The sequence below is a fragment of the Xenorhabdus anantnagensis genome, from assembly GCF_028598555.1.
Classification (GTDB): Bacteria; Pseudomonadota; Gammaproteobacteria; order Enterobacterales; family Enterobacteriaceae; genus Xenorhabdus; species Xenorhabdus anantnagensis.
On record NZ_JAQRFN010000021.1, the window covers coordinates 17190 to 44055 of the forward strand.

22 protein-coding genes are annotated in these 26866 nt (G+C 44.6%); 13 read left to right on the top strand and 9 right to left on the bottom strand.

Annotation, left to right across the window (positions count from 1 at the left end; all coding sequences use genetic code 11):
- Window positions 1-60 precede the first annotated feature (60 nt).
- Both gorA and PSI14_RS14700 read right to left on the bottom strand, forming a co-directional pair.
- On the bottom strand, window positions 61-1413 hold the full coding sequence (gene gorA, locus PSI14_RS14695) for a glutathione-disulfide reductase (protein ID WP_273576584.1): 1353 nt from the start codon (window positions 1411-1413) through the stop codon (window positions 61-63).
- A gap of 221 nt (window positions 1414-1634) precedes the next feature.
- A complete protein-coding gene (locus PSI14_RS14700) occupies window positions 1635-2477 on the bottom strand; it encodes a 23S rRNA (adenine(2030)-N(6))-methyltransferase RlmJ (protein ID WP_273576585.1) in 843 nt (280 codons plus the stop codon).
- Window positions 2478-2687: 210 nt separating this feature from the next.
- Between PSI14_RS14700 and PSI14_RS14705 the strand changes: the two genes are divergently transcribed.
- Entirely contained in the window at window positions 2688-2912 is a 225-nt protein-coding gene (locus PSI14_RS14705) for a hypothetical protein (protein WP_273576586.1), read from the top strand.
- A gap of 63 nt (window positions 2913-2975) precedes the next feature.
- Here PSI14_RS14705 and PSI14_RS14710 read toward each other — a convergent pair whose 3' ends face one another.
- Complete coding sequence (locus PSI14_RS14710; RefSeq protein ID WP_273576587.1) at window positions 2976-3524, bottom strand: hypothetical protein; 549 nt, start codon at window positions 3522-3524, stop codon at window positions 2976-2978.
- A 477-nt stretch (window positions 3525-4001) separates the two neighbouring features.
- On the opposite strand from PSI14_RS14710, the gene PSI14_RS14715 reads away from it, so the two are divergent.
- Window positions 4002-4202 (top strand): hypothetical protein, encoded by a 201-nt coding sequence (locus PSI14_RS14715; protein ID WP_273576588.1) that lies wholly within the window; start codon window positions 4002-4004, stop codon window positions 4200-4202.
- A gap of 47 nt (window positions 4203-4249) precedes the next feature.
- Here the strand turns inward: PSI14_RS14715 and glyS are convergent, their stop codons facing one another.
- Window positions 4250-6319: a glycine--tRNA ligase subunit beta gene (gene glyS, locus PSI14_RS14720; protein WP_273576589.1), complete on the bottom strand. Its 2070-nt coding sequence runs from the start codon at window positions 6317-6319 to the stop codon at window positions 4250-4252.
- Window positions 6320-6328: 9 nt separating this feature from the next.
- Window positions 6329-7252, bottom strand: a complete 924-nt coding sequence (glyQ, locus tag PSI14_RS14725; RefSeq protein WP_273576590.1) for a glycine--tRNA ligase subunit alpha — start codon at window positions 7250-7252, stop codon at window positions 6329-6331.
- 224 nt (window positions 7253-7476) lie between these two features.
- Here glyQ and PSI14_RS14730 point away from each other — a divergent pair, with 224 nt between their 5' ends.
- From PSI14_RS14730 to PSI14_RS14740, 3 genes are all read left to right on the top strand, one after another.
- Entirely contained in the window at window positions 7477-8028 is a 552-nt protein-coding gene (locus tag PSI14_RS14730; protein WP_273576621.1) for a DNA-3-methyladenine glycosylase I, read from the top strand.
- Between the two features lie 108 nt (window positions 8029-8136).
- Window positions 8137-9393, top strand: coding sequence for a valine--pyruvate transaminase (locus PSI14_RS14735; protein ID WP_273576591.1), 1257 nt, complete (start codon window positions 8137-8139; stop codon window positions 9391-9393).
- 877 nt (window positions 9394-10270) lie between these two features.
- Window positions 10271-10639 (top strand): YceK/YidQ family lipoprotein, encoded by a 369-nt coding sequence (locus PSI14_RS14740; protein WP_273576622.1) that lies wholly within the window; start codon window positions 10271-10273, stop codon window positions 10637-10639.
- 109 nt (window positions 10640-10748) lie between these two features.
- Here PSI14_RS14740 and PSI14_RS14745 read toward each other — a convergent pair whose 3' ends face one another.
- Window positions 10749-12041, bottom strand: a complete 1293-nt coding sequence (locus PSI14_RS14745; RefSeq protein WP_273576592.1) for a YidR family protein — start codon at window positions 12039-12041, stop codon at window positions 10749-10751.
- Window positions 12042-12175: 134 nt separating this feature from the next.
- Here PSI14_RS14745 and PSI14_RS14750 point away from each other — a divergent pair, with 134 nt between their 5' ends.
- Complete coding sequence (locus tag PSI14_RS14750; RefSeq protein WP_273576593.1) at window positions 12176-12793, top strand: trimeric intracellular cation channel family protein; 618 nt, start codon at window positions 12176-12178, stop codon at window positions 12791-12793.
- Between the two features lie 76 nt (window positions 12794-12869).
- Here PSI14_RS14750 and ligB read toward each other — a convergent pair whose 3' ends face one another.
- On the bottom strand, window positions 12870-14729 hold the full coding sequence (ligB, locus tag PSI14_RS14755; protein WP_273576594.1) for an NAD-dependent DNA ligase LigB: 1860 nt from the start codon (window positions 14727-14729) through the stop codon (window positions 12870-12872).
- A gap of 322 nt (window positions 14730-15051) precedes the next feature.
- Between ligB and gmk the strand changes: the two genes are divergently transcribed.
- From gmk to recG, 5 genes are read left to right on the top strand one after another with little or no spacing between them, the layout of a single operon-like run.
- The gene (gene gmk / locus PSI14_RS14760; RefSeq protein ID WP_273576595.1) at window positions 15052-15675 is read left to right on the top strand and encodes a guanylate kinase; all 624 of its coding nucleotides are present in this window, start codon (window positions 15052-15054) and stop codon (window positions 15673-15675) included.
- Window positions 15676-15729: 54 nt separating this feature from the next.
- Window positions 15730-16005 (top strand): DNA-directed RNA polymerase subunit omega, encoded by a 276-nt coding sequence (gene rpoZ, locus PSI14_RS14765; protein ID WP_092520213.1) that lies wholly within the window; start codon window positions 15730-15732, stop codon window positions 16003-16005.
- 18 nt (window positions 16006-16023) lie between these two features.
- Window positions 16024-18138, top strand: coding sequence for a bifunctional GTP diphosphokinase/guanosine-3',5'-bis pyrophosphate 3'-pyrophosphohydrolase (gene spoT / locus PSI14_RS14770; RefSeq protein ID WP_273576596.1), 2115 nt, complete (start codon window positions 16024-16026; stop codon window positions 18136-18138).
- 5 nt (window positions 18139-18143) lie between these two features.
- Entirely contained in the window at window positions 18144-18851 is a 708-nt protein-coding gene (gene trmH, locus PSI14_RS14775) for a tRNA (guanosine(18)-2'-O)-methyltransferase TrmH (RefSeq protein WP_273576597.1), read from the top strand.
- A 22-nt stretch (window positions 18852-18873) separates the two neighbouring features.
- Window positions 18874-20955, top strand: coding sequence for an ATP-dependent DNA helicase RecG (gene recG, locus PSI14_RS14780; protein ID WP_273576598.1), 2082 nt, complete (start codon window positions 18874-18876; stop codon window positions 20953-20955).
- Between the two features lie 103 nt (window positions 20956-21058).
- Here recG and gltS read toward each other — a convergent pair whose 3' ends face one another.
- Complete coding sequence (gene gltS / locus PSI14_RS14785; RefSeq protein ID WP_273576599.1) at window positions 21059-22273, bottom strand: sodium/glutamate symporter; 1215 nt, start codon at window positions 22271-22273, stop codon at window positions 21059-21061.
- Window positions 22274-22516: 243 nt separating this feature from the next.
- Between gltS and PSI14_RS14790 the strand changes: the two genes are divergently transcribed.
- Window positions 22517-23920, top strand: coding sequence for a nucleobase:cation symporter-2 family protein (locus tag PSI14_RS14790; RefSeq protein ID WP_273576623.1), 1404 nt, complete (start codon window positions 22517-22519; stop codon window positions 23918-23920).
- 215 nt (window positions 23921-24135) lie between these two features.
- Window positions 24136-25941 (top strand): translocation/assembly module TamB domain-containing protein, encoded by a 1806-nt coding sequence (locus PSI14_RS14795; RefSeq protein ID WP_273576600.1) that lies wholly within the window; start codon window positions 24136-24138, stop codon window positions 25939-25941.
- Here the strand turns inward: PSI14_RS14795 and fabY are convergent.
- Complete coding sequence (gene fabY / locus PSI14_RS14800) at window positions 25931-26848, bottom strand: fatty acid biosynthesis protein FabY (RefSeq protein ID WP_273576601.1); 918 nt, start codon at window positions 26846-26848, stop codon at window positions 25931-25933. The genes PSI14_RS14795 and fabY overlap by 11 nt on opposite strands.
- Window positions 26849-26866 lie beyond the last annotated feature (18 nt).

Consider the following 26866-nt stretch of genomic DNA (forward strand, 5'->3'; position numbering starts at 1 on the left):
TAATTATCAAAATACCAAATTGTTATTTTTCGAAAAGCAGTGGATGGCTTTTCTACAAAATTACCTCATGGTAACAAACTCTTCCGCAGCAGTCGGATGGATCGCAACCGTATTATCGAAGTCCTTTTTCGTTGCTCCCATTTTCAGGGCAACCGCAAAACCTTGCAGCATTTCATCCATTCCAAAGCCAATACCGTGGATGCCGACTATCTTCTCATTGGCTCCCACACAAACCAGTTTCATGCGGCATGGCTGGCGGTGTTGTGTCACGGCAGTATACATTGCGGTAAATGATGATGTATAAACCTTAACCTGATTTTCACCATACTCAGCCTTGGCCTGTGGCTCCGTCAATCCCACGATGCCAATGGGTGGGTGGCTGAATACCACTGTTGGTATATTGGAGTAATCCAAGTGCTCTTCTGGTTTATTATTAAACAGACGCTCTGACAGACGACGCCCGGCTGCAACCGCTACTGGTGTCAATTCCACCGCACCTGTATTATCACCAACCGCATAAATACCACTGACATTTGTGTTCTGATATTTGTCGACTTGAATATAGCCTTTCTCATTCAGCTCAATACCTGTCGCAGCCAGATCCAGCTTATCCGTCATTGGTTCACGCCCAATCGCCCAGATTAACGTATCAACCGTCTGCTCCCGGCCATCTTGCAATTTAACCGTCAGGCTGCCATCACTATTTTTAATCACGGATTGTAATATTGCTTCCGTATGTAGTCTCGGCCCTTCATTTTTGATGACTTCCAACAGTGTTTCCACAATCATCGGGTCGAAAGAGCGCAGAGGCGCATGTTTACGGACAAATAGATGGGTTTCACTGCCCAACGCATTCAAAACACCGGCGATCTCAACCGCAATATAGCCAGCACCCACTACGGCAACACGCTTCGGCATTTCATCAAGATCGAAGAAACCATCCGAATCAATGCCATATTCTGCACCGGGAATATCAGGGCGTATTGGGCGGCCACCTGTTGCGATCAGAATGTGGTCTGCTGTGATTTTTTCACCATTAACTTCGACAGTATGTGCATCAACAAAACGGGCAAACCCTTGAATGACATCTACCTTATTGTTCCCCAATACGCGCTCATACGATTGGTGAATGCGATCAATATAGGCAGTGCGGCTGGCAATCAGTTTTTTCCAGTCAAAACGATTGACGGTGGTATCAAAACCATAATCGGGACCATATTGATGAATAGATTCCGCAACTTGGGCAGCGTGCCACATCACTTTCTTCGGTACACAGCCCACATTAACACATGTCCCACCTAATGCCTTTGCTTCAATCAGGGCACATTTCTGCCCATACATGGCAGCACGGTTAATGGAAGCAATGCCACCACTGCCGCCACCAATTGCAATATAATCGTAATGTTTATTCATCTTAGGTCACTTCCGTCTAATCAATTAAGTTACTGCTAAAGTTCAACCTGACGTCTATTATTACAAAAAGTTATCACTGACAGAGGACGATTCTAACTCTCATTACCATAGGCCACGGCTATTGAGTGATATCACACCATAATGTACTCATAGATAACCCGTTGAATAACAATGTATTTAATGAAATACATCTAATGATAACGCCATGCGGAACCCTTACCTTATTCAGGTACAATCCACTCTACTGATGTATGCCCTATACCTTCAGGAACCAGCACCTGATGCAGCCAAGGCAATATTGCCTTCATCTGCTGCTCCAATTTCCACGGGGGATTAATGACGATCATGCCTGATGCCGTCATGCCACGTTGATCACTATCAGGACGCACGCCAAGTTCAATTTGCAAAATTTTGCGAATGCCTGTTGCTTCAAGCTCCTTGACCAAGCGTTTAATTTTCTGACGCAGAACAACGGGATACCACAGTGCATAAGTGCCTGTCGCAAAGCGCTTATACCCTTCCTGAATGCCCAGAACGACATTTTGATAATCCGATTTCAATTCATAAGATGGGTCGATCAGCACAAATCCACGACGGCTTCTTGGCGGCAGTTTTGATTTCAACTGCTGGAAACCATTTTCCCGCAGGACACGAGTGCGTCTGTCGCGGGAGAATTCTGTACGCAACAAAGGAAAATCACTGGGATGTAATTCACTCAGATTAAGCTCATCATATTCCCGCAATAAGTGACGAGCAATCAGCGGAGAACCCGGGTAATAGCGTAAAGAGCCAGATTGATTCAACGCTTTCACGGCATTTATGTACGCCGCCAATTCTTCCGGAATATCATCACGCTGCCAAATACGGGCAATACCTTCCAGATACTCTCCCGTGCGCTCAGCATGTTCCCCACTCAATTGAAAACGGCCTGCGCCAGAGTGAGTATCCAGATACAGGAAAGGTTTTTCTTTTTCTTTCATTGATTCAATGATCAGGCTTTGCACTGTGTGCTTTAACACATCAGCATGGTTGCCGGCATGGAAGCTGTGACGATAACTTAACATTCGATTTAACCCCGAGAGCAGAATATTTGATAACTTGCCTGATGCCCTACCAGACAACTAAAGAGGCATTATAGCCTTATTCTCAGCAAAAAAGATAAAAGCCTCCTTCTGCTCCCTCTTCGTTGTGAATCCAGAGGAATTTTCAGGATTAAATCAAGATCAGAGTATAAAATTTTGGATAAGTAATCTCAATAATCTTAGGAATAATCCATGATGTCGAAAACTGTGATCTTATCTGTATTAATCGTTTTCAGTATGGGTGCAGCCTATGCAAACCAAGGTAAGGCGGGATGTGAAATTAAGAAAACAACGCTGGAAAAACAGCTTGAGTATGCTCAGGCGGATAAAAATGAGCGTCTGATAAAAAAGCCAATTTCGCAAATCCACCAAAAGCAGCACAATAAAAACAAAAAAAGAAGAAGTGCAGACCAATGAAAAATAGCAAACCTGCACTCAATCTTGTAATTTTGCTCATTTTCCTAAATAAGCCGGAGAAATTTACAAATTTCCCCCTCTAATTTGCTGTGCATTAGAAGGGGAAATTTTGTAGTAAACTTTATCGCTTATAAATGGCTTATGTTCAATTTCTACTGAAATAATGGAATTATTTTTTGAGATAGCATAGTGGCTGAAATAATTTTCTTTTCTTTCATAGGGATAATAAAAGTTAGGCTTGATAAATTTTTTCTCGTAAGATTTATCCGAAGAATTATACTTATCTGAATAAACTACCTTATTATCTCTGACAAAGATAATTTTATAAAAAAGGCTGGCTTTCTCATTAAATGTCGCACCGATAATGTCCTCTATATCCTTAGGTTCCATTTCTTTATCAATGATATACATTTTGTCCCAGTCAAAAGGAGTGATTTCGTTCATGTCAATCAAACAGGCTTCATTCTTCTGACAATGCTTATCGGCGTAACCAACAATCCTCACGCGACTGTTATCAAAAGATAAAAATAAAATGGCAATCCCCAATATTAAAGTAAATATGATAATATTATTTTTGCTGACAACATGGAAAAACATCATTCCCCCCTTCATATTCAAACCTGATATGAGAAAACGGCTATGGAATTTTAACCTTGAAAATCAACCAATTAACGTCAAACCTGCAACTTAAGCTTTATCACTATTTCCTTATATCACGAAGGTATATCTTGAGTTGTGGAGACAACTTAGCATCACTTATTCGTTATAAGCGATTGTTATACAATTGCTATTTGATATCACAAGTGAAGTTTACAAGATAAAAAATTGACACTTATTTCTGTTTTTCATCCCGAGGACACGATAAACAGAGACTCTGGAGCGTGAAAAAGTACAGTAATTGTACTAGCAATTTTTTTGATTTCAAATAGAAAAATATGGTCAACAAATAATAAATGAATTAAATAGTTGCTAACGTGATTTAATCATAGTTTTATCCAGTGCGCCGTAAAACCTCGGCCTTTAGAGGGTGTCGCAAAAGCTCATGTTATCCATTAAAATCTGCGTTCTTCCTTTAGGCGCAGAGCTTTTATGACCTTATTCACTCGAAAACAGGAACCGTCTGCTTACACCAAACGTCAATTTGTCAAAGCGCAGCAGTTACCTGTATTGGATGGCTCTCTTTCCCTTTGTGATTATCTCAGGCAAATGGGAGAACACCGTGCATTTATTGTCGCGGAGATCCTGGATAAAAATATTACTGACAATAAAAAGCCTCACCCGAAAAGGTAAGGCTTTGCAAAATTAAGCTAGCTTACGCTAAACCAATAAAACAGAAATTACTGGAGCAGTGAAATATCCGCAACACGCAAGAACAGGTCACGCAGTTCGCTTAACAACGTCAAGCGATTGACTCTGACTTGGCTGTCTTCATCCATCACCATCACATTGTCGAAGAATGCATCGACTACTTCGCGCAAGGACGCTAATTCAACCAGCGCATCCTGATAGTTGCCTTCGGCAAACAGAGGAGCCAGTTTTTCTTTCAGCACAACAAGGTGGGTCGCCAGTTGGATCTCTTCTGCCGCTTTCAATACTGAAGCAAGAACAATGTCATTCAACTGTTCTTCTGATTTCGCCAGAATGTTGGAAACTCGCTTATTGGCCGCTGCCAGAGAAACCGCTTCATCCAGAGTGCGGAAATGCGTCACGGCTTTCATGCGGGCATCAAAGTCTGCGGGTTGGGTCGGACGACGCGCCAATACCGCCTGAATGGTATCAACACTGTAACCCAATTCCTGATACCAAGTGCGGAAACGACCGAGCATAAACTCAACCACATCATCCACAACTTTGTCATTGGTCAGCTTATCACCATACAGACGCACAGCTTCTTCTGCCAAAGTCTGGAGGTCGAGAGGCAGTTTTTTCTCCACGATAATGCGCAGAACACCCAGTGCCGCACGACGCAATGCAAACGGGTCTTTATCCCCTTTCGGATGCTGACCGATACCGAAGATCCCCGCCAACGTATCCATTTTATCGGCAATCGCTACGGCACAGGAAACTCCCGTTGATGGCAGTTCATCACCAGAGAAACGTGGCTGATACTGCTCGTTCAGTGCCAATGCCACATCTTCAGCTTCGCCATCGTGACGAGCATAGTGCATCCCCATCACGCCCTGTGTATCGGTGAACTCAAATACCATGTTGGTCATCAAGTCACATTTGGACAATAAACCGGCACGAGTCGCATGATTGACATCGGCACCGATTTTTTCCGCAATCCAGCCAGCCAGAGCCTGAATGCGATCCGTTTTGTCACGCAGTGTTCCCAGTTGTTTCTGGAACAGTACGGTTCCCAAACGAGGCAGATTGTCTTCCAGACGCTGTTTACGGTCAGTTTTGAAGAAGAATTCTGCATCCGCCAGACGTGGACGCACAACTTTTTCATTACCGGAAATGATTTGCTGAGGATCAGAAGATTCGATATTGGCGACAAAAATAAAGTTTGCCATCAATTTGCCAGCGTTGTCGTAAACCGGAAAATATTTCTGGTCGCCTTTCATGGTGTAAACCAGTGCTTCAGCAGGAACTTCCAAGAATTTTTCTTCGAATTTAGCCGTCAGTACAACCGGCCATTCCACCAGAGAAGTCACTTCTTCCAGCAAGTTGTCACTCAAATCAGCTACACCACCAAGCTGCATAGCAGCCTGTTCTGCATCACGCTTGATCATCGCTTTACGTGCTTCGTAATCTGCGATAACGCGACCACGCTCGTGCAAAATGGCCGGATACTGTTCTGCATTCTCAATGGTAAATTCCGCTTCACCCATAAAGCGGTGACCACGAATAATGCGATCCGATTTAATTCCCAGAATTTCGCCGTCAATCACTTCACTGCCCAGCAGCATGGTGACCGTATGTACCGGACGAACAAACTGAGTTTCTTTATCACCCCAACGCATCAGTTTGGGGATTGGTAATTTACCCAGAGAACTGCCCACCATATCCGCCAGCAGTTCTTTGGCTTCACGGCCTTTGACCTGAGCACGATAGAGCAACCATTCCCCTTTATCCGTTACCATGCGTTCAGCCTGATCAACGGTGATACCACAACCACGCGCCCAACCTTCGGCCGCTTTGGTTGGTTTACCTTCTGCATCGAATGCCTGAGCAATCGCAGGGCCACGTTTTTCAACTTCACGATCAGCCTGTGCAGCCGCCAGATTTGCTACTTTCAGTGCCAAACGACGAGGCGCTGCAAACCAGCTAACCTCACCATGACCCAGATTGGCGTTATTCAGTTCTGCTTCAAAATTGGCCGCAAAGGATTCAGCCAGTGAACGCAACGCCTTTGGTGGCAACTCTTCTGTGCCAATTTCCACAAGGAAAGTCTGTTGAGTCATAACGGCCTCTCAGTCCTTATTACACACGATCTTGTTACACATAGGAAAGCCAAGCGCCTCACGGGAGGCATAATAAGCTTCAGCAACCGCTTTGGTCAGGGTACGGATGCGCAGGATATAGCGCTGACGTTCAGTCACAGAAATCGCTTTGCGGGCATCCAGCAAGTTGAAAGTGTGGCCTGCTTTCAGAATGCGCTCATAGGCTGGTAGTGGCAGTGGCGTTTCCAGCGCCAGTAATTCCTGTGCTTCTTTTTCGTATTGCTCGAAGCAGGTAAACAGGAAATCGACATCGGCGTGCTCGAAGTTGTAAGTGGACTGCTCAACTTCATTCTGATGGTAAATGTCGCCATAGGTAGTTTTACCTAACGGGCCATCGCTCCACACCAGATCGTAAATGCTGTCCACGCCTTGAATATACATGGCCAGACGTTCCAGACCGTAAGTAATCTCACCAGTCACCGGCTTACATTCAAGGCCACCGACTTGCTGGAAGTAAGTGAACTGAGTCACTTCCATACCATTCAGCCAAACTTCCCAACCCAGTCCCCAGGCCCCCAAAGTTGGGTTTTCCCAGTTATCTTCAACAAAGCGGATATCGTGAACAGTCGGATCAAGCCCTAACGCTTTCAAGGAACCAAGATAGAGCTCCTGAATGTTATCTGGAGATGGCTTGATGATCACCTGAAATTGATAATAGTGCTGGAGGCGGTTTGGGTTTTCGCCGTAACGACCGTCAGTTGGACGACGGGAAGGTTGCACATAAGCTGCTGCAATAGGCTCTGGCCCCAAGGCACGCAGGCAGGTTATAGGATGAGAGGTTCCTGCGCCGACTTCCATATCCAGTGGTTGGACAATGGTGCAACCTTGGCGCGCCCAATAATCCTGTAGTGTCAGGATGATTCCCTGAAAGGTTTTGGTATCAAACTTTTGCATATTGAATCCGCACGCGATGCATATGAATTTAAAAGAAAGGGTGAATTAAACGAAAGGAACCAGTATACCCTTTGAACGTAAGATATACAGCACTGATCACCCCTCAATTTCGCCGCAGTATAAAAAAATCTTATTCGATTCCCTTTACTTGTATGTTTATACAGCTATTATTGGTACATTTATTAGCCATTACCTAAGGTGAAGTTCGATTTATGATCAAGGAAATAACTCGCTGTGGTTGGGTAACATCCGACCCTGATTATCTGGCTTATCACGACAACGAATGGGGAACCCCACTGAGAGATAGCCAACAGCTTTTTGAACTGATTTGTCTGGAAGGACAACAAGCAGGTTTATCATGGTTAACTATTCTGAAAAAACGGGAAGGCTATAGAAAATGCTTCCATCAATTTGATCCGTCCAAAATAGCCAAAATGGATGAAACAGATGTTGAGCGCTTGATGAAAAACCCTGCCATTGTGCGTCATCAAGCCAAAATCAATGCGATCATTCACAACGCCCACGCTTACCTGAAAATGGCTGAACAAGGTGAAGACTTTAGCTCTTTTATCTGGCATTTCGTTGATGATTCCCCGCAGATTAACCACTGGCAAAACTTGTCAGAAGTTCCTGTCAAAACAGCAAATTCTGATGCACTTTCAAACGCGCTGAAAAAACGGGGATTTAAATTTATTGGCAGCACCACTTGCTATGCTTTTATGCAAGCAGCAGGTTTGGTAAACGATCACCTCGTAAATTGTTTATGCCGAAAATAAATTGCCTGTATCAAAAAAACGCAGAATACCCATTTTACCCCATTGCACCCTATTAGTGAGCGGGGTATGGTGTCTTCTTCTCATACAAAAACAGACGCAAACGCCGCTATGAAATTTTCGCAATTCGGAAACAAATTTACACAAGATTCGGGAATTACCCGTCTGATGACTGATCTCAACCAAGGTCTGAGAACACCTGGCGCGATTATGTTAGGTGGTGGCAATCCCGCACATATCCCGGAAATGGATGAATATTTCCAGCAGATATTGACTGATATGGCGTTAGACGGTCAATTAAGCGAAACCCTATGCAACTATGACGGGCCACAAGGGAAAAACACCTTGATAACGGCATTGGCTCAAGAGTTACAGGAAAAGCTCGGCTGGGAAATCCACCCACAAAACATCGCCCTGACCAATGGCAGCCAAAGTGCCTTTTTCTATCTGTTTAACTTACTGGCTGGCCGTGCTGAAGACGGTTCCATGAAACGTGTTTTGTTTCCTCTGGCCCCAGAATATATTGGCTATTCGGATTCAGGTTTGGATGAAGGATTATTTGTTGCCAATAAACCGAATATTGAATTACTGCCCAACGGCCAATTCAAATATCACGTCGATTTCGATCACCTGAATATTACCGAAGATATCAACCTGATTTGCGTCTCTCGCCCTACCAATCCAACAGGCAATGTTATCACCGATGAAGAATTACTGCGCTTGGATGGTCTGGCTCAACAACATCAAATCCCCTTATTGATAGACAATGCTTACGGTGTGCCATTCCCCGGCATTGTCTTTAGCGAAGCGACTCCACTGTGGAATCCCAATATTATTCTGTGTATGAGTCTGTCCAAACTGGGTCTGCCGGGTTCCCGCTGTGGGATCATCATCGCCAATGAAAAAATCATTAATGCTGTCAGTAACATGAACGGCATTATCAGCCTGTCCCCTGGTGGCGTTGGGCCAGCTATCGCTCTGGAAATGATCAGACGTAACGACCTGTTTCGTCTGTCGCAGAACGTCATTCAACCGTTTTATAAACAGCGGGTCGATAACGTGATTGAAATTATTCGTCGCCACATATCGGAAGATCGCTGTCTTATCCACAAACCGGAAGGCGCTATATTCCTCTGGCTTTGGTTCAAAAACTTACCAATCACGACGGAAGTACTTTATCAGCGGTTGAAAAAACGGAAAGTACTGATGGTGCCAGGGCATTTCTTCTTCCCGGGGCTGGAACATGATTGGCCTCATGCCCATCAGTGTATGCGAATGAACTATGTCCCTGATATTGAAAAGATCGAAGAAGGTATTCGTATTTTATCTGAAGAGATTGAGATAGCACATAGAGAAGCAGGACGCTGATCTACGGCGCAAGCAGTTCTGAATTAAGACCGTTTTCCGTTAAGACGATTTTCAATAAAATTATCACCAATAAAATAAAAAAAAGCTCCCTCATTTAGGGGGGAGGGAGCAAGATGATAACGAGGACTTTTACCTGAGAACAGGACAGTAGTTATTAGAATCCCAAAAGAATTCTTCACACACAATAGGAAAGGAAAACAATCCCTGTTTTTACACCTTCCCTGAACTGCGTATATTTAACCAGAAAAATTATATTGTAATGGTTTGAATAAGCAGGAATTTTTGACTTTAAATTACCTCTACTATCTCAAATTAAGACCAAATCAAGGCAATTGCTCAGGATTCTGTGATCTAAAGCACATTTAATGAATCAGGTGATGATACTTAAGTAGTTCTTTAGACATTTTTATATAACGGGTTGTATTCAGGATAGGTTTTTATTTCTTGATGGGAAGCTACAGTTCAATATCCAAAAAAGCCATCTGTAAACCTAATCAATATTACCCTTAATATTTTATGCTTATTTTTAATGAAGGTAGTAAAACAATGAATGTAGTAAAACAACTGAGTTATCTATTTTTCTCCTGCTATATATCCTTTCTCCTCTACATATTCTCCCTCCACCAAAAAAAGTTAAACAAAAAGTAAACTAAAAAGAAATTTTAAATACACATCACAAAGAATGATTAAATTTAACGATAAGTGCTATAGCAAACTGAATATTACCTGACTATAGTAAACAGTATTTAAGGGTAAACAGTATTTAAAGGTAAACGGTATTAAAGCGTTATACCTGTTATGCTTTGGAAAAGTGGCGTTAAATAGCGAATAAAGTATCTGGACATTGGCAAATTAACTCATTGAGATCATGGAAACGATGAAAAATTGTAAAGTGTTTCTATTACTATGTACCACATTAGGCTCGTTACTTGTTACAGGCTGCTCTAGCATCATGACACACAGCGGCCCCTATCAAGGCTATTATTCTGGAGCAAAAGCCAATATTGGTATGCTGAAAGATGACAAAACGGGGTGGTTTATGAAGCCTTTACTAGCAGTTGACCTTCCGCTTTCTACTTTCCTGGACACACTTCTGCTTCCTTACGATTATTCCCGTTCCGATCAAGACAGCTCAGAGCAATCTCCCAAATATCGCATAGAGCAGCTAAATAAAAATCCAATCGTCATACAACCTACAACAGAAACTGTGGATCATGATGTACGGTTTCATTCATCTTCACCGTAGGCACCAGTCATCCTTATCGGGCATCGTCATCAAACCTCGATGCCCATTCCTGCTATTCTCTTTCAGTTAATTCCTCTTTCAGTTAATTTCTATTCAAGCAAGCCCTGTCTCAACTACCAATCCCTGTTTCAACTACGAAGATTTGTCGGTAACCATCAATATCACGCATAAAAGCAACATAACGATCATCAGGGGATACCACTATTGCATCAGCAGAAGGGGCATTATCACTACGCTCAGTTAAACGCTGTATTTTTCCAGTCTGACTATCACAGAGCACAACGCTATTGTCACAGACACAGGCAATAAACTGCCCACGACTATCCCAGCTGAATGCAGATTGTATGCTATTCCTGCTGTAGGTTACCTGCATTGGCTCACCACCATTTGGTGAGATATGCCATAGCTGGACAATCCCCTCTTCATCTTTCATCAGAAAGCAGATTTTACTGCCATCTGGTGAAGTTCTTAACCAATGACGTGGAACATTCACCACGCCCGGCCAGCGTCTATCATGCGTAAAAGTCAAACGTTTCTGTTTCACTCCCGCAGGCGGCGCTGGTAGTGTTGTTTCTGTACCCGCCAAAGACTGATTACCCGCAATGGCGTAATCATCATCGTTTTCAGGTAGGTCAACGAGATAAATCTCCGGTATCTTTTCGCCATCGCTAGCGCGTGTATCGCCAATAAAAGCCAGCGCCCAACGCTGCCATTGACCATTATCTTTGCGATATCCCCGCTGCCCAATCCATCCTTCTTCATAGGCCCGATTAATGTCATCACTTCCGGGACGAGGATGTGCAGTCGTCTGGCTGACAACAACCGAAAAATAGCTACCATCATATTCCCTCGGATGTTTCTTTACTGACATCACAGCTCGCAGCGGGACAGCCACCGCAACATTACGTAAATCTAGCGTAGGATCTAACTGATGCATCACATGGTCATTGTAGGTAAAACTTAGACGGCTGCTATCAGGGCTGAAAACATGGACATGTGTTCCTCCCCGCAAAGCACCAGCGGTATAAGGTGGAGTAATATCCATTGCATCAATGTTAATTGCCACGTTGGGCTGATTATCAGAGACGATAACACCACGGCGATGGTGAAAATCATACTGCCACTGTGCATCTGGGTTTTCTGGACCATGAATAAAGGCATAACAAGTCGGCTCCTGCTGACTCACAGTCACAACACCGACATGGGCACCTTCTTTTGCCTGATAGATAACTTCAGTTTGTCCATGACCAACATGAATTTTTTCTATCGTTAAACCTGTAAAAGATGCACCATGGGGACGAACATCGTATACCAACCATTGGCTGTCAGGCGCCCAAATATTTATATTAGTTATCTGATGGCTACGGCTATCGAATGTAATCTGACGTTCTTTAAAAGTCATTTTATTACCTTATATTGCGAGGTTTCGGATAATAAAAACTAATTTTATTCAAATTTAACTAAAAAATTTCAGTCGAGACGTTATTATTTCAACAGTACTCTTACTTCTACGTTATATTCCATTTGATTAAACTTATGTTACTCAGTGTCCTCTATATCATTGGTATTACAGCTGAAGCCATGACCGGCGCTTTAGCTGCAGGTCGCCGAAAAATGGATGTATTCGGTGTTATCATTATTGCTTCCGTGACAGCCATTGGTGGTGGCACCGTCCGTGACATTATTTTGGGGCACTATCCCCTCGGCTGGGTAAAAAATCCAGAGTATATCGTGACCGTAGCTTGTGCTGCCGTACTGACTATCTGGATTGCCCCCATGATGAAACATCTGCGCCGCTTGTTTCTCATTCTTGATGCAATTGGGTTGATTGTCTTTTCCATCCTTGGCGTACAAATCGCTATGGAGATGCACTACAGCCCGATTATCGCAGTCATTGCAGCCGTAATCACCGGCGTCTTTGGCGGCGTACTGCGCGATATGTTTTGCAATACTATTCCCTTGGTATTCCAAAAAGAGATTTATGCAGGTGTCTCTTTTGCATCAGCTTGGCTCTATATCGCCTTACTGCATACACCATTACCCTCAAACATCGTTATCTTGATTACACTCATTGCAGGTCTGACCGCACGATTGATTGCTATTCGTTATCGTCTTGGGTTACCCATCTTCCACTACGATGGCACAGACCACTGAGACTATCATGAACATTTGGGGCAGCTTTTTTGCCCCTATTTACTGATAGCACCATTCACTTTACTGATCGCATTATTCACTGAGCCTTACCCATATCTATCAAGGTCATGTCTTTCTTCTCTATATCTTTCCCTGCCATCTCCTTCACTGCCATACTTTTTTCTTCAATCCCTTGCTCTCCCTTAATATCCCGTAAAGATAAAATCTGAATTACCGCCTTAATCTCAGGATGCTGTAAAAAGGCCAAGATTTTTTCTCTTTGTTTTACAGTTAATGAGGATTTCGCCTTCGTATCTGATAATGTGGTTTCCCACTGCCATCCCATTTTATCTGTAAGGTGCTTGGCATGGGGCAAACCAATGGCTTCACGCCATAGTGAAAGTGGCTGTAATTTTGCCTGCTGAAATTGGGAGAAAATTAACTCTGCACGTTTAGTTCCAATATTAGCCACTGCTTCAAGCTGTCCCTTATCCAAATCCAACCAATCCGTTAAATTTGCTACCAGCCCGTGTTTTACCAAAGCTGACCACGTTCCTTGTCCAACTCCTTTCATTTTCAATTTTTCCCCTAACCATGTCAGGCGGGCAACAAACTGCTGTTGGCAACGATAATTATTGCCCTCATTTTCATGATCGAGCGCCAGACAACTCAGGAAATGATAATCCCGTTCATTGGGTGGCTGAATATCAGGGCGTTCCGCCATACGCCACACCATCTTGTCGAGTTTGGGTATACCATGTCCTGCCAACGCCACTGTGATTTTATCTCCGGGATAAACATCCCACTGTTTCCAGCGTTTGATGGAACCGATGTTGACTCGACTTATCTGTCGATCATCCACCTTTACTTTCTCCAGCTCTAATACAACAGATATTTTCCCTGTCCGGCCTATCGTGAAATTAATATCTCTTACGGTTGTAATTTGCTGCCGTAGTGGATATTTCCATGCAATCGCCCAACTGTTTGATCCAGTTCGCCATTGTCGGCCTGTCGGTTCAATCTCCTGTCGTAAGACAACACCATCCGTAGCAAAAGGGAGAGGCTGAGCAAAATAATCTTTCCATCTTTTTTCAGCATCTTCTGTAGTGGCAATAAGATGGCTATATTGTTGTGTCATAGGAAAGCCCATTACAGCCAGTCTCTCCAGTTTTACAGCCATTTCATTTGGCCCATCCGGCCAGCCCCAAATAAAAATGCCAACTTGTTTAAGTTCCGGTGCTGGAGTTTTACGAGTCATTAAGCCTGCAACTTTACTGCGCACACCTTGGCCTCCCGAAACGGACTGTCGGTGACGTTCTTGCTGCCAGAAAAGCTCACCCTGCAATACCAAACGTTCAGGGGCATTTTCAATCCGCTTAGGAATGCTGGGAATAAATGCGCTTTTATCCATCCAGTCTATGCCTTCAATACCATCACCACGGCTGATTAACCGTACTAATTGACCTTTTTCATAGACCAAAGTAACCGCCACACCGTCAATTTTAGGTTGCAGCCAAACCCCTGTTCGCCCCTGCAACCACTGGTGAATTTCCTGCACTGCCTTCAATTTACTCAACCCCGTGTGCTGGACAGGATGACGTTGTTTTTCTTCCTGTAACTCTTTCTGTAACACCGCAATCGCAGACGTATCAGAAACAGCGCTAGCAGAGATAAGAGCGCTGTCTGGCTCATGAATTAAACAACTTTTCCAAAGTCTCAAGGTTTCCAGTAATTGATCATAGATTTCATCATCTATTTCACTAATACCCTGTTGATGATAAAGACGATCCCACTTAGCCACCTGCTGCGTCAGATAACCAATTTCATACTGAAATTTTTTTTGTGACCATTCAGGGCAATTGCATTCAGGGCAATTGATGGTGTTTGCAAATGCCATTGGCATGCCAAATAGCAGTATCCATACTGTTATCAAAAAACTGATGAGAAAATTAAGCATCCCTGCTCCGTAGTTTCCTAAAACACGGGCAAAGAATAAAAAGCAGAAGAATTTTTACCAAGATGGAAAAGATAAGTTTGCGGAGCGTTTCGAAAAATAAATGTACAATTTCTGCAACCAGCTATTTTTTCTGAAATTGTTTCGCACAATGTTCTATTAATGTCAGTTTGTTAAGAAAAAATTTTGTTGAAATGTCTGTTGGCATGTATTGTAACGCTGCATGGATTAACGTATCCGTGTATACTATATGGGATTTTATATTCGTGGGATTTTATATTTCCGCGTTTGCATCTATTTATACCCAATCAGTCAAGAAATCATCATGAACCAAGGAACGTTATATATTGTTTCTGCGCCGAGTGGAGCAGGCAAATCAAGCCTTATTCAGGCTTTATTAAAAACTCAGCCTTTGTATGACACTCAGGTTTCTGTTTCACATACAACGCGTCAAGCTCGTCCAGGCGAAAATCATGGTGAACATTATTTTTTCGTCACTGTGGATGAATTTCAAAATATGATCAGCCATGATGAATTTTTGGAATATGCCTGTGTTTTTGGTAATTATTACGGCACATCCCGAAAAGTCATCGAAGACACACTCGCCAGTGGCGTTGATGTTTTTCTTGATATCGATTGGCAAGGTGCACAGCAAGTCCGTCAGAAAATGCCAGCAGCTCTCAGCATTTTCATCCTCCCTCCCTCCAAGGAAGAGTTGCTCCGCCGCCTGCGTGGGCGTGGTCAGGACAGCGAAGAGATCATTGCCAAGCGAATGGCTCAGGCTGTTGCGGAGATGGAGCATTACAACGAATATGATTACGTCATCATCAATGATGATTTCAATACGGCACTGGCCGATTTACAATCTATTATTCGTTCAGAGCGTCTACGATTAGATCGTCAGACTCAGCGGCATGATGCCTTAATCAGCAAATTATTGGCAGACTGAACCAAGTTTCAGTATTATGCCCAGTCATTTATTTATCTGTGGAGTAGCACACATATGGCACGCGTAACTGTTCAAGACGCAGTAGAAAAAATTGGTAACCGTTTTGACCTAGTGTTGGTCGCTGCTCGCCGAGCACGCCAATTGCAAGTAGGTAGCAAAGATCCCCTCGTTCCCGAAGAAAACGATAAGACAACTGTTATCGCTCTGCGTGAAATCGAGCAAGGCCTCATCAACAATAAAATTCTTGATGTTCGTGAGCGCCAGGAACAGCAAGAGCAAGACGCAGCAGAAATCAAAGCCGTTTCTGCCATTGCTGAAGGTCGTCGTTAATTTTACGGTAGGTCTGCCTTGTACCTGTTTGAAAGCCTGAATCAGCTAGTTCTGAAATATTTGCCTGAAGATCAGATCGATCTACTTAAACAGGCCTATGTAGTTGCACGGGATGCCCACGAAGGGCAAACCCGTTCCAGCGGTGAGCCATATATTACTCACCCTGTCGCCGTTTCTTGTATTCTGGCTGAAATGCGCCTTGACCATGAAACACTCATGGCGGCACTTCTTCACGATGTCATTGAAGACACTCCTGCGACATTTCAGGATATAGAAAAATTATTTGGCACGACTGTGGCGGGATTGGTGGAAGGGGTATCCAAGCTGGATAAGCTGAACTTCCGTGACAAGAAAGAAGCACAGGCTGAAAACTTCCGTAAAATGATCATGGCGATGGTACAAGATATTCGCGTCATTTTGATCAAACTGGCAGACCGTACACATAATATGCGAACCCTTGGCTCCCTGCGCCCCGATAAACGGCGGCGCATTGCCAGGGAAACGCTGGAAATTTATAGTCCGCTGGCCCACCGTCTGGGTATTCATCACCTAAAAACGGAGCTGGAGGAACTTGGGTTTGAAGCCCTGTATCCAAACCGTTACCGCGTGATTAAAGAGGTTGTGAAAGCCGCTCGTGGTAACCGCAAAGAGATGATCCAGAAAATTCTGTCAGAGATTGAAGGCAGATTAACGGATGCTGGCATTGAATGTACTGTCAGTGGCCGCGAAAAACATCTCTACTCAATCTATCGTAAGATGCACCTGAAAGAGCAGCGCTTCCATTCCATCATGGATATTTACGCCTTTCGTGTCATCGTCAATAATCTTGACACTTGCTACCGCGTATTGGGGCAAATGCACAGTTTGTACAAGCCACGCCCCGGTAGAGTGAAAGACTATATTGCCATCCCCAAAGCCAACGGCTACCAATCCCTGCATACTTCCCTTATAGGCCCGCATGGAGTGCCCGTCGAAGTTCAGATCCGTACCGAAGACATGGATCAAATGGCGGAAATGGGGGTTGCCGCACACTGGGCCTATAAAGAACAGGGGGAATCCGGTACGACTGCACAAGTTCGTGCTCAGCGCTGGATGCAGAGCTTGCTGGAACTCCAGCAAAGCGCCGGCAGCTCTTTTGAATTTATTGAGAGCGTTAAATCTGATTTGTTCCCGGATGAGATTTACGTTTTTACCCCTGAAGGACGAATTGTTGAGTTACCGGCTGGCGCAACCCCTGTCGATTTTGCCTATGCCGTCCATACGGATATCGGTCACGCCTGTGTCGGCTCACGCGTTGATCGTCTGCCCTATCCTCTCTCACAAACTCTCAGCAGTGGGCAAACTGTCGAAATTATCACTGCACCAGGCGCTCGCCCTAACGCTGCATGGCTGAACTTTGTCGTTAGTTCTAAAGCGCGGGCCAAAATTCGCCAGTTACTGAAAAACCTAAAACGGGATGATTCGGTTGGTTTGGGACGTCGTCTACTTAATCATGCGCTTGGTAACGGCACAAAAGTCATTGATATACCGCAAGAAAATATCAGCAAAGAGCTGGCAAGAATGAAACTCGCCACTTTGGATGATTTGCTGGCGGAAATCGGATTGGGGAATGCCATGAGTGTGGTTGTTGCCCGCAATTTATTACTGGGTTCAACAGAGAAAACGTCAAACAACAACGGCAATACGGCCCGTAAACTGCCCATCAAGGGTGCTGATGGCATCTTGATTACCTTTGCCAAGTGCTGTCGCCCAATTCCAGGCGATCCGATTATTGCCCATATCAGTCCGGGAAAAGGCCTGGTAATCCACCACGAGTCCTGTCGTAATATCCGTGGATATCAGAAAGAACCGGAAAAATTCATGCCTGTTGAGTGGGATAAAGATATCAATAGCGATTTTATCGCTGAAATCAAAGTCGATATGTTTAACCATCAGGGTGCACTGGCAAATCTGACTGCTGCTATTAACGACGCGAACTCCAACATTCAAAGCATGAATACGGAAGAGAAAGATGGCCGCGTTTATTGTGCTTTCATCAGGCTGACGACCAAAGATCGTATCCAACTGGCAAATATCATGCGTAAGATACGTGTAATGCCTGACGTGATGCGAGTCAGCCGTAACCGAAACTAGAGGTTATGAATCCTAAACGTTACGCACGTATTTGCCAGATGATGGCAATGCGTCAAGCTGACCTGACGATTTGTTTAGAAGAAGTCCACAAGCCCCATAACGTATCCGCGGTTATTCGTACTGCGGATGCTGTTGGTATCCACCAAATCCATGCTATCTGGCCTACCGAGCAATTAAGAACTCAGCTCTCTTCTGCTGCGGGCAGTAATAGCTGGGTTCAGGTGGAAACACATTCCACGATTGAACAGGCTATTCAGCAATTTAAATCTGATGGTATGCAAATACTGGCAACTCATCTTTCTGATAAGGCCGTCGACTTCCGCCAAATTGATTACACTAAACCTACCTGTATCATTATGGGGCAGGAAAAAAAAGGTATCTCAAAGCACGCCGTCGCTTTAGCAGATCATGACATCATCATCCCGATGGCAGGGATGGTGCAATCACTGAATGTTTCTGTCGCGTCAGCCTTGATCCTGTATGAAGCCCAACGACAGCGCCAATTGGCAGGCATGTATCAGCGGGAGAAAAGCACTCTGCCGGAAGAGGAGCAGCAAAAGCTGCTTTTCGAAGGGGGATACCCCGTGTTGGCCGCTGTTTCTCGTCGTAAAGGCCTGGAACGACCTCTGATAGATAAACAAGGGCAAATCATTGCAAGTGAGTCATGGTGGTCAGCTATGCAAGCAACAACTGCACCATCAACAAGGAAATAAATCACACTGACGGAGAAATCACATGAAAGGCCAGCTACTTGATGCCATCCCCTTAACCACTCTGCGTGGTGTTGGAGCCAATCAGGTTACTAAACTCGCCAAGTTAGGGTTGGTCAATCTACAGGATTTGCTTTTGCATTTGCCTCTTCGCTATGAAGATCAAACCCGCTTGTATACCATCAATGAATTACTGCCCGGCATTTACGCCACAGTAACAGGTAAGGTATTGCGCACCAATGTAGTTTTTGGGCGTCGGCGCATCATGACCTGCCAAATCAGCGATGGCACGGGCATATTGACCCTATGTTTCTTCAATTTTACTGCCGCCATGAAAAATAATCTGGCCGAAGGAAAACACGTTGTTGCCTATGGGGAAATCCGGCGCGGCAATCAAGGACCAGAGATCATTCATCCTGAATATAAAGTCCAGCAACATGCCAACGGTGTTCAACTACAAGAGACGCTAACTCCAATTTATCCCACAACTGAGGGAGTGCGCCAAGCGACGCTACGAAAGTTAATCGAGCAAGCATTGGAAATATTGGATACCTGTGCCGTTAATGAATTGCTGCCGGAAGAGTTCAGCCGGAAGATCATCAGCCTGCCCAATGCGCTGCATACATTGCATCATCCACCACCGGATATTTCCCTGATCGATTTGGAGAATGGCAGACATCCAGCCCAGCGAAGGTTGATTCTGGAAGAAATGCTGGCACATCATTTAAGTATGTTGGCGGTCAGAGCCGGAGCCCAACGCTTTCACGCACAACCCCTTACGGCAGATGATTCACTGAAACAGCAACTCCTGAGCCAATTACCATTCTCACCAACAGGCGCACAAACCCGTGTCGTTGCAGAAATAGAACATGATTTAGAAAAAAACATCCCCATGATGCGCCTGATACAAGGAGATGTGGGTTCGGGAAAAACGCTGGTGGCTGCACTGGCTGCCGTTCGCGCTATTGTTCATGGCAAGCAAGTGGCATTGATGGCGCCAACTGAACTACTGGCAGAACAACATGCCAATACCTTCCGTCAATGGCTTGAACCACTCGGTATCCAAGTCGGGTGGCTGGCAGGCAAACAGAAAGGTAAAGCGCGTCAGGCACAGCAAGAGGCGATAGCGAACGGTCAAGTGAGTATGGTTGTCGGTACCCACGCCATGTTTCAGGAGCAGGTAAAATTTGCGGGGCTGGCACTGGTTATCATTGATGAACAACATCGATTCGGTGTGCATCAACGTCTGGCGTTATGGGAAAAGGGACGCGAACAAGGCTTCCATCCCCATCAATTGATTATGACAGCGACCCCCATTCCACGCACTTTGGCAATGACCGCCTATGCCGATCTGGATACTTCCATCATTGACGAATTACCACCCGGTCGAACGCCAGTCACAACCGTTGCTATTCCAGATACCCGCCGGAACGATATTATCCAACGTATCAAAAGTGCCTGTCTGGATGAAGGCCGTCAGGCTTACTGGGTATGTACTCTGATCGAAGATTCTGAGGTACTTGAAGCGCAAGCAGCACAAGCAACCAGTGAAGAACTGGCACTGGCATTGCCTGAATTGAAAATTGGCTTAGTGCATGGCCGGATGAAACCGGCAGAAAAACAGGCCGTCATGGAGGCTTTCAAGCAGGGTGAACTACAGTTGCTGGTTGCTACTACGGTAATCGAAGTCGGGGTTGATGTGCCCAATGCCAGCCTGATGATTATCGACAACCCAGAACGACTGGGATTGGCTCAATTGCACCAGCTTCGTGGACGTGTCGGGCGTGGAGCCATCGCTTCACACTGTGTCTTGCTTTATAAAACTCCACTGACCAATACAGCCAGAATTCGCCTGCAAGTTTTACGGGACAGTAATGATGGTTTTGTGATTGCCCAGAAAGATTTGGAGATCCGCGGGCCGGGTGAATTACTTGGCACTCGTCAAACAGGTAATGCAGAATTCAGGATCGCGGATTTATTGCGGGATCAAAGCATGTTGCCTGATGTTCAGCGTATCGCCCGCTATATCCACCAGCACTATCCTGAACATGCCAAGGCGCTGATTGAGCGCTGGTTGCCGGATCGTTCTCAATATAGCCATGCTTAAGTTCCAACAGAAAACAAATAAGCAGCAAAAAACAAAAAAATGCCGCTGAATATTTCAGCGGCATTCTTCGCCAAGATATCAGGCAAGTCAAAAGTGAATTAATCTAACTTACTACAGATGGGAACACGGGTAACAACAGATATAATTTGATGACAGCAGCGTTAACAATATCAATAAAGAACGCTCCCACCATTGGCACGAGTAAGAATGCCACATGAGATGGCCCGAAACGGTCAGTAATCGCCTGCATATTTGCTATGGCTGTTGGAGTTGCACCTAAGCCGAAACCACAATGACCGGCTGACAATACTGCGGCATCGAAATTCTTGCCCATTATTCGGTAAGTGACAAAAATAGCATACAAAGCCATAACTACTGTCTGTACGGCAAGAATGATCAGCATTGGCAGCGCAAGGGAAGCCAACTGCCACAGTTTCAGGCTCATCAATGCCATTGCCAGGAACAGCGACAAACTGACGTTACCCAAGACTGAAACCGCTCGGTCAAATACCCGATAAAAACCAAGTAAAGATAAGCCGTTGCTGAGAATGACACCAACAAACAGTACACATACGAATGTCGGTAATTCAAAGGCCGTACCTTCCAACTGCTTCTCAAGAAAACTTCCTGCCAACAAGCAAATGGAAATCATGGCAATGGTTTCCACCATCACTAATGGCGTGATAAGCCTTCCAGTATAAGGTTTCTCAAATGCCGTCGGGATCTCAGTATCGTCCGCCCTCAATCCAGGTGTTTTGGTATTTCTCACCAAAAAACGGGCTACCGGCCCCCCAATCAAACCGCCCAAAACCAAGCCGAATGTTGCACATGCCATTGCTACTTCTGTAGCATTTTCAAAGCCATAACGCTCTGAGAATACTTTACCCCAAGCGGCTCCTGTTCCATGTCCACCAGAAAGTGTAATGGAGCCGGCCAACAATCCCATTAATGGATCAAGGCCAAGCATTTTCGCCAATACAATACCCACGGTGTTTTGTACCAATAACAGACCAACAACCACGAAGACAAAAATGACCAGAAATTTTCCGCCCGCTTTCAGGCTGGTAAGGTTAGCGTTCAAGCCGATTGTGGCAAAGAACGTCAACATTAGGGGCTCTTGGAGGGATAAATCAAAACCTACTTCCCAACCTGTGGATTGTTTAACCGCCAGTAAAACTAAAGCGATCAATAACCCACCGGCGACCGGCTCAGGGATCGTATATTTCTCAAGGAATGTGACTGATTGTACGAGTTTTCTTCCTAGTAGCAAAACAAGTGTGGCAGCAACGAGCGTGCCATAAATATCCAAATGATACATTTATGTACCCCATCCATTTGTTAATATTATGTAAAGTTAATGTGACGTTATAATCATCCTATAAGAACGCCAAGAGCAGGTAAGGGGTGGATTAGAAATAAATTTCTTAATAAATACAAGTTAAAACATTTAAAAATGTGACGAAATTAAGTCGCATTTTGTTATGAAAACCTTGCGCAATCGATTGCTTTAATAGTGCAGATCATTAAAATGCATCTTTTTGTCCATCTGGAATTTTGCAATATGGTCAAGTTATCCCGTGAATCCAATTCATCGGAAGTGCTCAATTCATCGGAAGTACCCAATAAATCAGACAATGAACTTATCTATCGCCTGGAAGATAAACCCCCTCTCCCACATGCCCTATTTGCTGCATGCCAACATTTATTGGCAATGTTTGTGGCTGTTATTACTCCGGCGATGTTGATTTGTCAGGCTTTGGGGCTTCCAGAACAAGATACGCAACGCATTATCAGTATGTCCCTGTTTGCCTCAGGCTTAGCATCACTTATTCAAATTCGTTCTTGGGGACCCATCGGCTCTGGTTTGCTTTCAATTCAGGGCACCAGTTTTAATTTCGTCGCTCCACTTATTATGGGTGGGCTGGCATTGAAAAACGGAGGCGCAGATATTCCAACTATGATGGCAGCTCTGTTCGGTACGCTGATGCTCGCTTCAATGACAGAAGTGCTGCTCTCACGAGTATTGCATTTAGCAAGACGGGTGATTACACCTCTGGTATCCGGTATCGTGGTGATGATTATTGGCTTGTCGTTAATTCAAGTCGGATTAACTTCCATTGGTGGCGGTTATTCTGCGTTGCAAAACGGTACATTTGGTGCCCCTGAAAACTTGCTGCTAGCGGGAGTTGTTCTTGCTGTTATCGTATTGCTGAATCGCCAAACTAATCCTTACTTGCGCGTTGCTTCGCTGGTTATTGCCATGGCAGTGGGTTATCTGGTGGCTTGGTACATGGATATGTTACCCATTTCAGTATCAAAAGAAGATGCGCCAATCATCACGGTTCCTTTCCCTCTTTATTATGGGCTGTCTTTTGATTGGCATCTGTTGATCCCACTCATTCTGATTTTTATGGTGACGTCTCTGGAAACGATTGGTGATATCACAGCAACCTCAGATGTCTCCGAGCAGCCTGTCAGCGGCCCACTATATATGAAACGCATCAAGGGCGGTGTACTGGCAAATGGCCTCAATTCGATGGTTTCAGCCGTGTTCAATACGTTTCCGAACTCCTGTTTTGGGCAGAACAATGGCGTAATACAACTCACTGGCGTTGCCAGTCGCTATGTCGGTTACATTATTGCTTCGATGCTGATTCTATTGGGACTCTTTCCTGCCGTGGCTGGTTTTGTACAGCACATTCCTGAACCCGTTCTGGGAGGGGCGACGATTGTGATGTTTGGTACTATCGCCGCATCTGGTGTCAGAATAGTTTCTCGTGAGCCCCTGAACCGTCGAGCCATCATGATTATCGCACTGTCTCTGGCTGTGGGATTAGGCGTATCTCAACAACCGCTGATTTTACAGTTTGCACCGGATTGGGTGAAAAACTTACTCTCTTCAGGTATTGCCGCAGGTGGGTTAACCGCAATTCTACTTAACCTGATTTTCCCCCAAGAAAAATAATTTGTAGATTTACATTATTTTTCTCTCTATTTCTCTCTCCCGCCTCACCAGCGGGAGTATTCTTTTTTGCATATTTTGCAAAGCTATTCGCAATATCTATATTAACTCTCCCAAAAATTCACTAAATAATGTTTTTATCTGAATCATCTATTGAGTGCCTATCCATTTTGCGGCATAAAAGAGTTTCTATTCGCAGGTCATGTTGAGGTGAAGTAATGAGGTGGTTAGGGAAATCTTTTGGTGCTCTTCTATTATTGCTGGTTTTGGCAATCATAGTTATCTATGTTGTTATCCAAACGCATTGGGGTGCCAAACAGTTAAGCCGATGGCTCAACAAGCAAGGACATTATCAAGTCAGCATTGAAAGCATCAGCCATAGCTGGCTACAACCCACTACCTTAATACTTAATCATGTTGATATTCACGACAAACAAAGCCCTTTCTCACTCACCGCCAATAACATTAATCTCGATTTCAAGTGGCGGCATTTATTGTCACCCAAAAACCTGCGCCGTCTGACATTGCAAGAAGGGGCTTTGGTACTGTCTGGAAACCAATTTCCCCTTTCCCTACAAGCGGATATCCTGCAACTGAACCAGATGAATGTTCAGCTAGACAGTCCCAACATCCACATTCAGGGGAAAAATATCACAGGTGGAATTGTTCCTTGGGCTCCTGTCGTAGACAATCCGGTTGGTAATGGGAAATATCAATTCAGCGCTGGTACGCTCCGTTTAAATGACCTGCCTGTTGAAAATGTCGTTATGCGGGGCAGTTACCAGAATAAGACCTTGGCTATCGATTCTTTTGGAGCAACATTCCTGCAAGGTTCCATTTCTGGCGATGGTCAGCAATTGCCTGACGGCAGATGGCGGTGGAATAATATCCTAATCAATAACATTCGCTGGCAAACACCGCTGACGCTGGATCAGTTGAAGGAAAAAGTCAGCCACCTTCCGGCTGTGTACGTCAGAGATCTCAATATCACCAATGCTAAGCTGCAAGGGCAAAACTGGTCTGTCGATTATCTGGATAGCACTATTAAAAATTTGGGATTGGTCAATGGCAGTTGGGATACCAAAGATGGGTTGATTGATTTCAATGTGATGAATATGACGCTGAATAATGCGCAATTCAACGACACGCTTGGAAAACTCCGTTTTTCTGATGATATTTTTACTATCGCAAGCCTAACAACTCATTATCAAAAAGGGTTGTTCAATATCCAATCAGAATGGGATCGCAAAAACCGCCTTCTTACTCTCAAAGATAGTTCTGTCACAGGGCTGCTTTATGTTCTGCCCCCCGCATGGCTCAACTATTTCAAACAACCTGCACCAGAATGGATTTCAGGCCTGAAACTCCATGATATTGCCATCAATAATACTTTGCTGATTGATACCAATCCTGGCTTCCCATTCCAGCTCACCACCTTTGCGGCTCATATTGACCGCATGGATATCCTGAAAAATGGTAAATGGGGATTATGGAATGGTCAGGCATCGCTGCAAGCTGCCGCAGGGACATTCAATACAATCGATATAAGCCGTCCTTATCTGCAACTACATGCTACAGATGACAAAATCACCATTGATAAGCTGAATGGCTTTACAGGTGAAGGGCTATTGCAAGTTACTGGCACAGTTGAACAACACACTGCCCAAACACCTTTTAATCTCAGCTTTAAAGGTATGAATGCGGATTTAAAAATCTTGCCGCAATGGGGTTGGATACCACTCAAAATTCAGGGAGAAGGGAATTTCTCACTTGCTATCACAGGTGATCTCTCCGCTCATGATATGAAGGGAACAATAAACGGGACATTGGCAGCTGAAGATAAATCATCAGAAAAAGAGTCACAATCTATTGAGCAAGGTTTGATCTCAACGAGTCGCTGTACTCCGACAGCGCACTCTTCCGTCGATAATTCTGCTTCCGTAGCTAACCCTGAAACCGCTCATTCAGCAACGGGCAATCATCATGTTACGGAGAATCAAACCTGCGCAAAAATCAAGCTGTAGCAAAACGTTCGGGAGGCAGGACGATATAAGTACCGGTGAACACGCTACCTACGCCATGTTCGCCGCTAACCTGCACTTCCACTTTTACACGCGCTTTGTTGCCACGGGCAAGACGGGCAAGGTCTCCGCTCATGTTATTGAAATCCGCAGTTGCACAGGGACGCCCCGTGATAGGTTGCCGATAACGGATATTGGCATCCACTAAAATGATGTCACCCCCCAATTGGCGTTCCTGTAGCAACAACCAAATCAATCCCCATGCCGTTAATGTGGCCTGAGAAAATAAGCTGCCCGCGAAAATAGTATGGTGTGGATTCTGGTTTCCGGCTTCGGGCATCGTCGTGATAAAACGTTGTCCGGTGTATTGAGTAATCCGCAACCCCATCTTTTCACTTAAAGGAATGTGCTTATGCCACGCCTGCTGTAATTCTGCACACCAATCAGGGCGATGCAAAATATCATCAAGACTCATGATAGGTTTAATCATTAGAAAATGATTAATCGGTAACGTTTTCGCCCCATTGATCAACCCACGATTTTGAAAACCCAATTTGCCGAAGAAATCAACGGCATCTTCCCGTGCGCTGCAAACAACTCGTTTCACACCTTCCTGCCTGGCTACAGACTCCAACGCCATCGCAATCAGTGTACCCAATCCTTTCCGCTGCACACTGGGGTGAACAGCCAAAAAACGAATAGCACCTTCACTGTCTGCATTGATATATAATCGCCCAACAGCAAGCGGATTACCATGTTCATCCACCACCATTTGATGATGAGCCATTGAATCGTAACCATCCTTCTCTGATCCGATAGGCTGGTGAAGCGGTTTACGCAACATTTCCCAACGAAATTGGTAATAGGTTTCCAACTCTTGTTCTGTTTGAGGTACTCTCAGATGGTACATAAAAACAGCCCCTTCTCT